This window comes from Bartonella harrusi (assembly GCF_024297065.1).
Taxonomy (GTDB): domain Bacteria; phylum Pseudomonadota; class Alphaproteobacteria; order Rhizobiales; family Rhizobiaceae; genus Bartonella; species Bartonella harrusi.
The window spans coordinates 1650211-1662876 of record NZ_CP101114.1 but is presented as its reverse complement, the minus strand read 5'-3'; the positions used below and the strand labels follow the sequence as shown (position 1 = coordinate 1662876).

7 protein-coding genes and 1 pseudogene are annotated in these 12666 nt (G+C 40.7%); all 8 read right to left on the bottom strand.

Going from position 1 to position 12666, the window contains the following annotated elements; translation table 11 throughout:
* Positions 1-60: 60 nt before the first annotated feature.
* The 8 genes and pseudogenes from murJ to traG all read right to left on the bottom strand — a co-directional run bounded on the left by murJ (position 61) and on the right by traG (position 12623).
* Positions 61-1631: pseudogene (gene murJ, locus NMK50_RS07700) on the bottom strand (murein biosynthesis integral membrane protein MurJ).
* Positions 1632-2122: 491 nt separating this feature from the next.
* Positions 2123-4882 carry a BID domain-containing T4SS effector gene (locus NMK50_RS07695; protein ID WP_254769988.1) on the bottom strand — a complete coding sequence of 920 codons (2760 nt, stop codon included), beginning with the start codon at positions 4880-4882 and terminating at the stop codon, positions 2123-2125.
* A gap of 295 nt (positions 4883-5177) precedes the next feature.
* Positions 5178-6500 carry a BID domain-containing T4SS effector gene (locus NMK50_RS07690; RefSeq protein WP_254769987.1) on the bottom strand — a complete coding sequence of 441 codons (1323 nt, stop codon included), beginning with the start codon at positions 6498-6500 and terminating at the stop codon, positions 5178-5180.
* A 50-nt stretch (positions 6501-6550) separates the two neighbouring features.
* Positions 6551-6793 (bottom strand): hypothetical protein, encoded by a 243-nt coding sequence (locus tag NMK50_RS07685; protein WP_254769986.1) that lies wholly within the window; start codon positions 6791-6793, stop codon positions 6551-6553.
* Positions 6794-7120: 327 nt separating this feature from the next.
* On the bottom strand, positions 7121-8212 hold the full coding sequence (locus tag NMK50_RS07680) for a BID domain-containing T4SS effector (RefSeq protein WP_254769985.1): 1092 nt from the start codon (positions 8210-8212) through the stop codon (positions 7121-7123).
* Between the two features lie 309 nt (positions 8213-8521).
* Positions 8522-10120, bottom strand: a complete 1599-nt coding sequence (locus NMK50_RS07675; protein WP_254769984.1) for a BID domain-containing T4SS effector — start codon at positions 10118-10120, stop codon at positions 8522-8524.
* Positions 10121-10237: 117 nt separating this feature from the next.
* Complete coding sequence (locus NMK50_RS07670; protein WP_254769983.1) at positions 10238-10597, bottom strand: hypothetical protein; 360 nt, start codon at positions 10595-10597, stop codon at positions 10238-10240.
* 106 nt (positions 10598-10703) lie between these two features.
* Entirely contained in the window at positions 10704-12623 is a 1920-nt protein-coding gene (traG, locus tag NMK50_RS07665; protein WP_254769982.1) for a Ti-type conjugative transfer system protein TraG, read from the bottom strand.
* Between the last annotated feature and the right edge of the window lie 43 nt (positions 12624-12666).

Genomic DNA, 12666 nt, shown 5'->3' with positions numbered 1-12666 from the left:
AATAAAATTATTTCTTTTACGTTTTGTGTCAAAACGTCTTTCTGAAAGCAAGATAAAATATTAGAGCCGTTTTTTAAAATTTTTGAGGGTGAGAAAAAAAGAACGCGTATCAATTAAAAAATAGACGCTAAAATAGACCAAGAAGAGAGCCAGCATTATCCCTGATAATGTGCTAGCGCGCAAGAAAAATGATGCTTGTGAGGAGAGGGGGAAAGATAAAAAATCAAGTCTATTCAGGAGATATTGAAGGGCTATCGTGCTTAAAACAGTGACAAATATCAGACAGGCAATGCGTTTTATCAGTTGTGCATCAACTTTCCAATAGCCGCGTTTGATGAGGACAGCACAAAGCAACAAGGTGTTCATCCATCCAGAGGTGATTTCGGCAATGACAATGCCGCGGGCGGATAAAAGGGGGAATAATGTTAAAGCAAGACTGATATTGATGAAAACGCAAATGCCGGTGAAAATCATCGGTGTTTTTGTGTCTTCATGGGCAAAAAAATTGGGAATAAACACCTTAATGAGGACAAAGGCTGGAAGCCCTAATCCATAAAGTCCAAGGAGTTGTGCAACATGGTGTGTTGATTCACTGGTAAATTGTCCACGTTCAAAAAGCAAACTGACAATGGGTGTGGAGAGCAGCAAAAAGGCAACCGATGCAGGAAGCGTTAATAATAGGGTGAGTTCAATAGAGCGGTTTTGCAAATCATGCATTTCTTCATGTTTTTTGCCGCGCAGAGCTCTTGTTAATTCTGGTAAAAGAACAGTTGCAACGGCAATTGCTATGACGCCTAGGGGCAATTGATAAAGACGATCAGCATACATCAAAGAGGATACAGCACCCGATTGGCTGGAAGCAATGTTGGTATTAATGAGCAAATTGATTTGCGTGATCCCTCCTGTGATGGCAGCAGGGAGTGCTAAAGTTAAAAGCTTACGAACATTGGGACTGAAATGGGGGCGGCGAAGGAGAATTTTCATGCCACTGCGACGCAAAGCAACAGCGATTAAGGAGAGTTGGAGAATTCCTGCTGCTAAGACACCCCAAGAAAGATTTAAGCCGATATGCCAAGCATCAAGTTTATAGAACCAAGCATAGGCAAGCACGCCAATAAGAATAATATTTAAAAAGAGGGGGGCTACGGCCGCAATGAAATAGCGCCGTAGGGCATTTAACATGCCCCCCATCATGGCCGCTAAAGACATGCAGGTTAAATAAGGAAACATGATCGCGGTAAAATGAATCGTGGCGTTAAATTTTGTCGCATCCTCTGCAAAGCCTGGAGCTATGATCGTTCGTACCAAAAAAGGCATACTGAATTCCATGGCAATGGTTAAAAGTAACAGCAGTGAAAAGAGAATGCCAAACACCTCTTCTGCGAATTTGCAAGCGGCTTCGCTCCCGTTTTCAGTAATTTTTTTGAAAAAAGAGGAACAAAAGCTGCGTTAAAGGCGCCTTCAGCAAAAAAACGGCGGAATGTATTGGGAAAACGAAAAGCCGCATTGAATGCATCGGAAACGGGACCTGTTCCAAGAGCTGCTGCCATCAGCATTTCACGGATAAAGCCAAAAATACGGCTCATAAGAGTTCCTGAAGCAACAGTTGCAAATTTTTTAATTAAAATCATAAAAATATATCGCGTTTGTCATAAAAGACAGGTGGTAAAAAATCATTATAAGTCATGAGATTATAAAAATCCGATAAGCGTCTTAATACAATAGTGTTAATAAATACTCTTTTAAAGTACTTTATGTTGCTGTTTTTCTTTCTATCATAAAAGTGCATGGAGAGTTTTAAAATGTTCTTGTGGCTTCTGCATTAAAGCTTTTAGAGCACCAATAAAACAATATATTTTTTCTTAAACCGAATAGAGAAAACAGAAGAGAAAAGAATGTAAAGAAAGCGGGTGAGGCTGATCATTCTTTCTGTTGATGTTTTATTGCATTTTTTCTTCTTATCACACAGAGAGCGTTTCTTTGTTTTTTAGACTCTCTGTTTTGCTCTTTAAAATTTATGATAAGCCCTCTTTTTCTTTGATGAAAAAAAACAACAAAGAACAGAGAGCTTAAATAATTCTCTCGCTTGAGAATGAATGAAAAAGAACGAAAGAGTGAGCGCTTATAGATGCATCATTGCTGTTTTTGCATGCTCGACTTTACGTGGCTGAACATTTTTTGGTATTGCTTTTTCTTGCTCGATGGTTTGTGTAACTTTTTCTGCTTTTATTGCTGATGAGGCACGGGTTTCAAGATGCAAATTTTGTGCTTTGTGTTCAGCAACTGTAATACTCTGTTGTAGCTCTTCTAAGGACTTGACGACTTGTATAACTTTCTGTGCTTCTCTGACTGATATGCCAATCATTTTAGCAAGTTTTTCGCCATTGTTTCCCTTGATCGCTTCATGCTCACTTTCTGATAAGCGTGTATCGATTTTTTCCTTATAAGCTTTCACTTCTTTTCTCAGTTCAAAAGATTGTGATAAGGTTTCTTGCTGTTGTTCTTTTGTCAGGGAACATAGAGCTCCAAACCATTCCCCAGGCATTTCTACCGATTTTTCACAGCGTTTTTGTTTCGCATGATGGTCTTGCAAAATGTCCTTTTCTGTTCGTTCAACCATATGTGTATGATGCCTAATTGCGAGATGTAAAGAAAAAATATTCTCTTTAGCGCATGTGCGTGCGTCATTCATTATACTCCCCATACCCAAACCAGCAAGCCTAGCAATAGATTGAGGGGATGTCATAATTTGAGATGCAAGATTCTTCCCCTCAAGAGGATTTTTAAGAATCATTTCAATCTTTTCCTCTAAAATATGTGAACGACCATAAACAACCTTGCACAAAGTTTCGATTGCTTTTTTGCTGGATTGAACTGATGTGTGATTTTTAACCTTTTCAAGGGTTTCTTCTCTCGTGAGATGAGGTACCTCTTTTTTCGGGATGAGCGTTTGTTGTAAGTCTTGATTGAGATCTCTAGACAGTCTATAGCGTTGTTGTTCTTGTTGATGGCTTTCTATGATGTTCTCTTTGGCATGTTGTAAAGCTTCTGTATAAGCCTCAATGGCATCTTTTAGACATGGCAGAGCATTTTCAGCCTCTTTGCGTGCTTTGTTTTTCAAGCCACAGACGTTGCGACCAGCAAGTTTACCAAATAAAAGAGGATGATTTTCCACTTGCCATGCAAGTTGTTCTCCTATAGCAGGAGCTTTTTCAACTTCTTCAATCCTATACTGCAAAACACTTGGGTTACCATAAACAACGGTACACCAATAGGCAATTTCTGCATGACAATATCTGACTGATGTATCACCGCTCATTCTGTGGGTAATCTCCTCCTGTGAAAGGAGAGTTATTTCTTGCTCAGGTTTACGCGAATTTTGTAAACTCTCAGCCATTTCTTCTTGGTTTATTGACTTTTGATGTTTTCTTTTTCTTGAATTATGTGCAAGACAAGCGTCATATCTTGCGTGTTTTACAGCATCGGTATAAATTCCAAGGGCACGACAGAGTTCAGGAACGTTATTTTCAGCGTTTTTGCGTGCTTTACTTTTCAAGCCACAAAAGCTGTGACCAGCAAGCGGACCAACAAGTTTAGGTCTTGCTGCAACTTGCCGTGAAAGTCCTTCTCCCAAAGCGGGATTTTTGTCAATTTCTGCAAGTTTCTGTCCAAAAATATCTGAGTTGCCATAAACAGTCTGAGACAATTCTTTGACTGTCTCTTTAGCGCGTATGACCAACGTATGGTTTCTTACTTTTGAGAGTATCTCCTCTTCTGAAAGATACATTTCATGTTTTTTGAGCGGTGGTGTTTTCGGAACAGCTACTGTGTAGGCGCTATAACTATCGTCGGAAGAGGTTCTTCTTTCGGTTAATGGCATGCTTCTTTCCCATATTTGTAATTCCTCAGGACTTATTTCATTCTCTTTGGAAGAGGTACTGTCTCTCCGCATGCTTCTTCTACGTGATGATTTTTGCCCAGAATTTGTTGGGTGGAAGACTTCACTGTCTTGGAAAAAGGTGCTGTATGCCTTCTCGACTTCTTCCCATGATCGGAATAGATGAGAATCCATTTTACTCTCTTGAGAAGAGGTGCTGTCTTTTTGCATGTCTCTTGCGTGTGGTGTTTTTTGCCGAGTGGGCGTTGCGTAGAGAGTCTCGCTCTCTTGAGAAGAGGTGCTGTCTTTCTGCATGTCTCTTGCGTGTGGTGTTTTTTGCCGAGTGGGTGTTGCGTAGAGAGTCTCGCTCTCTTGAGAAGAGGTGCTGTCTTTTTGCATGTCTCTTGCCCGTGATGGTTTTTGCCCAGAATTTGTTGGGTAGAGAATTTTACTCTCTTGGAAAAAGGAGCTGTATGCCTTCTCGATGTCTTCCCATGATTGGAATAGATGAGAATCCATTTCACTCTCTTGAGAAGAGGTGCTGTCTTTTTGCATGTCTCTTGCACGTGGTGTTTTTCTCCGAGTGGGCGTTGCGTAGAGAATTTCGCTCTCTTGAGAAGAGGTGCTACTTAATTCTTTGTCTCTTGCCCGTGATGGTCTTTGGGGAGAAACTTTTGTGCGTGATGTTTGGCTGTTTTGTGTGGTTGTGCTGCTTAACCCTCTCTCGTGCGCACGCGGTGGTCGCGGTGGTCTTTGTGGGGTTGGTGTTGCGTAGAGGACCTCACTTTCTTGAGAAGGGGTGTTTTTTTGCATGTCTTCCGCATGTGATGTGCTTGGTTGAATAACACTTTCCTGTACGGTTTCTGATGGGTGTTGCTGGAGATGTGCTTCTTGCTGCTCTTGGGGAACTTGTGGGGCAATTGGCGCCGCGGTAGATTGTTCTTGCGATTCTTCAAATTTTGCCATCAGCTGTTCTATCTTAGAGGAGGGGGCTCTTTTTTTCATGCATGTTTCCTTTCAAATTTTTACAATACTTCTTTCCCCTCTTCATGGCCATCTCCATCTTTATTTTGATGCTTTTTCATCGCTTTTTATGGAGGAGGTCAAGTGAAATGCTTTCAAAAGATTTTGCATTCCTTATGCAAATGATAATCAATATTTGTAATCGAATATGCTATTCTATGAACCAGTTAGAGCTAATCTAAGGAAAATGCTGATCAAAGTTTTTCATTTTATTGCCTCTTTTGCTTTGTGGAAATTGCGTTAAAAAACAGGATGAAAAGCGAAAACTTCGATATGCTTAGTTGGCGAGAGCCATCGCTTTTGAGCATGCAATTTTTTGGTGACGAACGTCTGGTCTTTTTTCATGTGTATTGGAGGTTCCACTGATCTCATAATTTGAGGAGGAGGATAAATATTCAGGGATTCTAGAAGGTTTCTCTAAATCGCGGTGTCTTTGTAAGTTTTTCGCTTGTTGAGAAGATGGCTCAAGCTGTTTTTGATGCGCTGCTGTAAGCTGCTCTTTTTGCAAATGGACTGCATTTGCAAAATTGTCAACCGCGTCAATGAGATGGGAAAGGCCTGCCTCAGCATGTCTGCGTGTGGTGTTTTTAAAGCCACACATGTTGATACCAGAGTAGCGATGTAAAGATTGAGGAAAGGCGGCAAGTTGCCATGTGAACTCCTCTGTTATAGCGGGATTGTGAAAAATCTCTTCTATTTTTTCTGTAAAAAGATTCGCATTGCCAAAAACAACTTCGCTCCAATATTGAATTTGTGCATGATGCCTTTTGACTGCGGGATTTTTTTGAATCATGGTAGAGATTTCTGCGTTTGACAGTGCTTGTTGCGTCCTTTCAAGATGATCTGGGTTTTGTAGAATTTCAGCGAGTGCTTCACGACCCATAGATTGTTCATAATGCATGAGGATTGTGTCTGGAGTTATCGTCAAGTCTTCTTTTGCATATATTACGGCCTCTCTATAACAATCAAGAGCGTTACACAGAGCAGAAAGGCTTTCTTCCGCATTTCTGCGTGCTTTATTTCTTATGCCCAAGAAATTGATACCGGAAAGTTTAGAAATACTCTGAAGATGCGTTGCAGTTTGCCATGGGAGTCCTTCTCCTATCGTAGGATTTTTTTGAATTTCCTCCATTCTTTCTTGTAAAACATCTTTTTTGCCATAAGCAATTTGGCACAAACCTTCAATTTTTTCATGATATGTTTTTACCAATTGGCTGTGGGGAAGGAGCTTCATTATTTGTTCTTCTGACAAAACCCTTGTTGGCCTTTGTAAAGTTGCTGTCGCAAAGAGGCTTCCTCTTTCTTGAGAAGATGTGTTGTTTCTCTGCAAGCTTGTTGCATGTTGTGGTTTTTGCAAAACAGTTGTTGCGTGGAGTATTTCTTCTTCACTGGAAAAGAAAAATGCGTCCTCATCTTCTTCTGGTATAGGAGAAAGCCTTCCTCTTTCTTGAGAAGATGTGCTGTTTCTCTGCAAGCTTGTTGTACGTTGTGGTTTTTGCGGAGCTTCTGTTACGGAGAGAGTTTCTTCTTCTCTGAAAACGGGAAATGCGCCCTCATCTTCTTCCAGGATAGGAGAAAGCCTTCTTCCTTGTTGGGCCATTGCGGTGTCTATGGTTTTTAGAGTGTGGCTTCCTTCAGAGAGATCGCTTCTCATGAGTGGGGGGGGGGTTGAGACGGAACGGATGTTGATAAAACGTCTTCACTGCTCGTTGGCATGGTTCCTATAGGTTGTTGTTGCTGTTTTTTTTCTAAAGAAGAAGGCGGTTTGTTGCTTTGTGAGGCAGGTTTTGTGGAAAAGTTTTCTGAGGCAGTGCGCTCTGAGGCAGTTTGTTCGTAGAGTTTGATGAGCTGTTGTACTGAACGGCGTGGAGGAGACGGTTGGTTTTTTTTCATGCATGTTTCCTTTCAAAACTGTTTCAGAAAACCTTTTTGGTGAATACACCATCTTGATAGTTTGATGGTTTTATACACAGCATACCTATTTGCATGGCTTGTAAAGACTTATGTCTCTCGGCACTCTTAAGAGACTCTGTTAAGAAATATTGATGTTTTTTATACAAATTTTTTATAAAGTTTTATCCATAATCTCTAAAATCATGAGATTTTTCTGATGACTTTTGATAACATTTTACAACAACCCCTGACGCAACCTTTTCCCTTCGATTGCGTCAAGAAATCAGATAAAAAGCAGAAATTTATGCGTTTCTCTTTTATACCCTCTTACATCGCAAAAGCCATTCCTCCTCCTCTCTGCTGCCTACCGCGTGATTGCGTTTCACGTTCTGGAGAATCAGAGTCTCTTCTGTGGTGACGATGGTGATGACGATGATGTCTGTGTTCAGGACTCTCTTGTCCTTTCTCAACACCCTTGTCTTGTCTATGCTCATGTGTAAATTTTCTGTGTAGCTTTTCTGCAGTTTTTACATGTCTTTCAAAAGCATCACAAAGGGAACCAAAACCCTCTTCAGCTTGTTTGCGGTGTTGGCTTTTGATGCCAAACGTTTTTTGACCGGCAAGCTTACAATAGCACTCAGGATTTTCCATTAGACTTTGTAAGATGTCACGTCCTTTGCTAGGATTGTCAAGGATCTGAGCAAGTTGTTTGTTCAAAGCATGCCCGTTACCAAAAACAATTTCGCACCATTCTTGAACGCTTACTAGACTATCTTGGAATCCTTTATCTTTTGCAATTGCTGAAGTCACTAAATCTTTCTCTGTCTGAGGAGGTGTTGTTCTTCTTTTTGCCTCCGGACTTTGGTAGATAGGATTTTCTCGATGTTCGGCGTCTGGTCCCCCACTTCCCATGCCAAGCTTTGCGTAGACAGTTTCTACTGATTGTGTAGGATTGCGTCCTCCATTTCTGCCGAAGTCAAGATCGGCGTAAAGATGCTCTTCTTGTGGAGCAGAACTTGGCCCGCCACGTCCTCCTATGTTAAGCTGTGCGTAGACAGTTTCTAGTGGTCGTGTAGGATTGCGTCCTCCATTTCCACTCACATCAATTTCTGCGTACAGGTGTTCTGGCTCTGGTTTACGATCATGCTGTCTTGTATACCAATTTTTTGGTTCTTGGAGGGATGATCGCCAATTATTTTCTGACAGATCAGTTACTGCGTAAGGGTCTACAGGTCTTTGAGGGGTTGGTTCACTGCGTGGTCTTGCATAGGGATTAGCATCTTGCGGTGGGTGTTGGGGTGCATAGACAGTTTCTTCTGGTTTATGAGAGCCCTGCTCTTTTTTCGGCTTCTCAACCGCTGCATAGAGAGCTTCTGGGTTAGATGGTGGAGAATAGTGTTTTGGCTGATGTTTTTTCATGCATGTTTCCTTTCAAAAATTTTAGAAAACCTCTTTGGTGCACTCTCCACCTTCATGCTGGTACAGCTTTTATCAAAAGGTGCTCATTTGAATGGCTTCCAAAGATTCCGCGCTATTCGTTGATCAGTGTAATTTATGTTTGTGTCTTTTATACAGTTTTTTTGTGATATTTTATCAATAACTTAAATAAAATTACGGGGTTTGTTTTGCTGGAACTTTTTTGTAATGTTTTAGAACACTCTTGGCGCAATCGAGAGGAAATGAGTTGCGCCAAGAGATCAGGGTAAACGCTCAACATTCTGTTGATTGTTAGCAGGTAAGAGCGAGGGATGAAGAGCGACTGATTTTGAGGGTGCGTGCTTGACATTGTGCTTCTTTGGTGTGGTCTACGATTTTGGCAATGTTTTTGGCTTTGCTTTCTGAGGTGCCAAGCAGGCAAGAAAGTCTAGTGATATCTTGGTCCTGTATGGCTTTATGATCTTCTGATGACAAGCGACTGTGTAATTGGCGCCCATACTTATGCAGTTCTTGTTGTAGTGCAGGAGAATGAGACAAGGCTTCTCTTTGTTGTTCCGCTGGTAAAGAAAAAAGGGTTTGTAGGTTTCTTGAGGGTTTTTCAACAGATTTGCCCAAGCGATTTTGTTCCTTTGCGTGTTGCTCGAGAATTTCATCCTTTGTCTGTTGTGCTGTTGTTACATAATTTTTAAAGGCTTCACAAAGCTGCGGCAGATGCTCTTCAGCTCGTCTTCGCGATGGGCTTTTTATGCACCAAAATTTTCTTCCCGCAAGTTTACAAATGGATTGAGGATTTTGCGCTATTTGATCGGCAAACTGTTCCCCCAAACTTGGATCGGCATTGGTGATCTCTAGCTGTGCTCTTAAAGCGTGCTGCTTGCCAAAAACACGCTTTGACAAATGCTCAACTTGTTTTCGGCATTTTTCAATAGAGGGATGATCTTGAAGCCTATCAAAAAGTTCTTCATTGGAGAGAGGCGCTAATGTTTCTTTCGGAATGAGAGACTCTCGTAAGTTTTGAACATTTGTTTTTTCAAAGCAGATGCGGGCGCCATTGTATAAGCTTTTGATTTGCTCTGGTGAGAGATCATCTTTGTGGCCCACGACAAAAGCGTCTTCCAGTTCTATAACAAAACCTTCTGCTGAAGAACCTCTATAGATACCATCGTAAGTGACACCTTCTTTTGCCGCAACAACAAGGCGATTGTTGATTTCATGGAGTCCAGAATGTCTCATCTGGTAAATGAATTCTTTTAAAACTAGAGATTTTTGGGGATGGGTGATATCTTCAAAAAGATCTCTCATTGGCTGTGGGTTGCCGTTTTGCATAGCTTCAATACAGGCAAGATTCATGCGTTCTTTTGTGATAAAAGAAAAGTCAATTTTATAACCTGCCACTTCTCCAAGCTTTTCCATGAACATGCGATTGACACGTCCATTCCCTTTTCGGAAAGGATGGGCATGATTGAGTGCCATAAAAACTTCAGCGGCCTCGATAGCAAACTCTTGGCGTGATAAACCTTGTAAATTGTTCTTGGCATGAAGATTTCGCTCTAATTTTTTTAGTTCTTTTTGAATTTGTGAACCGATAGCGAAGGGGACCTCATAACCTTTGGGGCGCATTGCTGGCATACGAGCAGTTGTGCCATCTGCAAAGGTAAAGGATTGATCACGCATATAGCCGGCCCATTCAAAAGTTTCATGGAAAAGACTCCAATGAATCGTTTTCAAGTAGTTGGCATTAAATTTTCGTGGTGGTGGTTCAAAGCGAAAATTTACCGCTGCTTTGGCTGTATCATGGGCACTGCGTGTATACAGTTGGTGTGGATTTTTGATACCATATTTATTTTTTAGTGTATTACTCTTTTTATACAGATAGTTTTGCTCCAGCATCTTTTTTTCCTTATGAGTCGGGGTTGGTGGATAAGCGTGCTAAACGCTTTGTATTCAAATTCCCCCTTTGCGTATTCTTTTGCGATTCCAAATTTTTGAGGAAAAAGTTTTATTCTCTTAATTCTCTGTCTTAAGATCTGTGTGATGACTGTAGCAATTGTTGCTCTTCGTTTTTGTAATTTTTTTATATGGGATTTGATGGTGTGTTCGAATTGTTTGCATGGACGTTGTCTTTTTTGATTTGTTTAGAAAACGCTTTCTTTGATAGCCTTCTTCTTTTTGATTGTCGGTGTCATCATTGACATCTTCTTTAGTCCTTTTCCTTTCCAAGTCGTCTTCTTCAAAAGCTCTTTGATTAGCTTTTAAGGAATGGATAGCTGAGCGTGATCGCCGTTGATTTTGTTTGAGGGTATTCACAAGGGACGCTGATGTTGGGAACGCATGGACAGACGCAGCAACTAAGATCTTTTCCATCATTTTTTCCTTGTTGGGCTCTATAAAAATCCTTTTTTAATGGCCTTTTATGAAAGAGAACGCTTGGCTTTCTTTTTTTATGCTGTTATTCCTCATAAGAGGGTGTTTTTCAGCTTTTCTTTTTTTGTGGAGCAAAACGGTTCTTTTCAGCAGCCGCTAACATTTCCTTTCTTCTAAAATAGATCGCTCGGCCACATCGTAAAGGGGGATGCCCTTGCATAAGAATAATTTGTTCGTCTTGACGCATCTCTTGAATAATTTCGTGCGGTAAAATCAGAGCTCTTTGTTGATAATTGAAATTGTAAGAGCTCTTTCCCAAAGACAAACCTCTCGATTTGCTTGTGCCGGTTACCTCAACGGTCATTTGACCACAGCGTTCTGAAATATCTTTGGCTGTTTGGAGATCTTTAATGGCGGCATAACTAACAAATGAACAACTTTCAAACCATGATCGGGCTCCTGCTTCTCCAAAGTGATTGACTAATTGACCCGTGGATTGATAAAAAAGCATCAAGGATGTGCCATATTTACGACCACGATCGCGTGCCTCTTCTAAAATATTCATATAACCAAGAAGATCAACTTCATCTAAGACAAATAAAACACGCTTTTTATAATTTCCATCAGCGGTAATCATGGCATTTAAAAAGGCACCAATAATGACCCGCCCAATTGCTGGGTAACTGTTCAAAATGCTCGCGGGGAGATTGAGAAAAACATCTGTCTTGCCATTTGTGATATCCGAAGATGCAAAGTTATCACCGCAAACAAGATCAGCGTAATTGGACAAAGAAAGCCATTGGGTGTCTTTTGATGCGGTTGTGTAGACCCCTGAAAAGGTTTGCTCTGCCATTTCTGTAAAAATACCAACCATTTCACGAATAAAAGGAGAAGGCGTTGTTTCTTGAATGATACGGAGTTGATTGACAACAGCCGTTTCTGATTGAGACAATATCCCCCGTAATGTTTTCAAATTGCGTTCACTTTCTTCATATTCATCTGAAAAGATCACATGGGCAAGAAGAGCGGTTAAAAGATTATGCGCTTGTGTTGAAAAATATTCCGCCGAAGAATTTTCTGATTTCTTATCAGAGAGAAGCAATTTGGCAAAACTCACAATATTGGCTTCCCGTTGTGTGCGTGGTACACTGTCATCTAAAAGCCAATCGATCACATTAAAGTTTTTTGTTAAAATGGAATTGGGATCAAGAACAATAACATTTCTATTGCCCATTTTTTTCCGAGCAAATCTGACCATTGGGGCAACTTCCGTGGAAGGGTCAAGGCAAACAATAGAGCCTGGATAGGTTAAACAGGTCGGAACCACCGTGCTTGTTGTTTTATAGCCACCAGAACCGGCAAAAAAAATCATGTGGGTTGAGCCAAAATCAAGATTAAAGGCAAGTAAAGGCACTTTTCCACCTTTCCCCCAGGTGGTTTTATTGCCAGGTGCAAAAGGAATATTGCACACATTATCTTGATCAACACGGTATCTTTCGCCAACAACAATTTGACCATTGGCAGGGAAGATTCTTCCGGCCTCTCGTAAATTCATCCATTCAGCATCACCAAAAATGCCTTTTTTGGCACGCTTGACTTTGTTATTATTTGGAGAGCTTATAAAAATTTGAATTGCTAAAAAAATAAAGCCAGTAATAACGCCAAAGGTAACCATGGGGTCCATAAATTTGAGAGCATAATTCCACGTTATCCCGTTTTGACCAACATAGGGACTTAAGCGTGTTATCTCACTGCCAATGTAGTAAAAAGCAATGATTGCAAAAAAAACAGCTGAGACATGTGTAATCGCTTTGCGTAGGTGTAGTTTTTGTAAGAGCGTGTAAAATAAGGAAACAGCAGTAACCAGTCCTAACACCAATAAGGGTTCTGAGCGAAGATACCAATAAACTTGATGGTTTGTCAGACCATTTGTGATCAACAACAACAAATGAGGAACGAGGAATATTGTTAAAATTCCTAAAGGGATTGGCATTAAAATAAGCGTAAGTTGTGTTTTTGTGTATGGCATTGTCTCTTACTTCCAGTGTCTTTATCCGGGTGTGCTGTAAAAC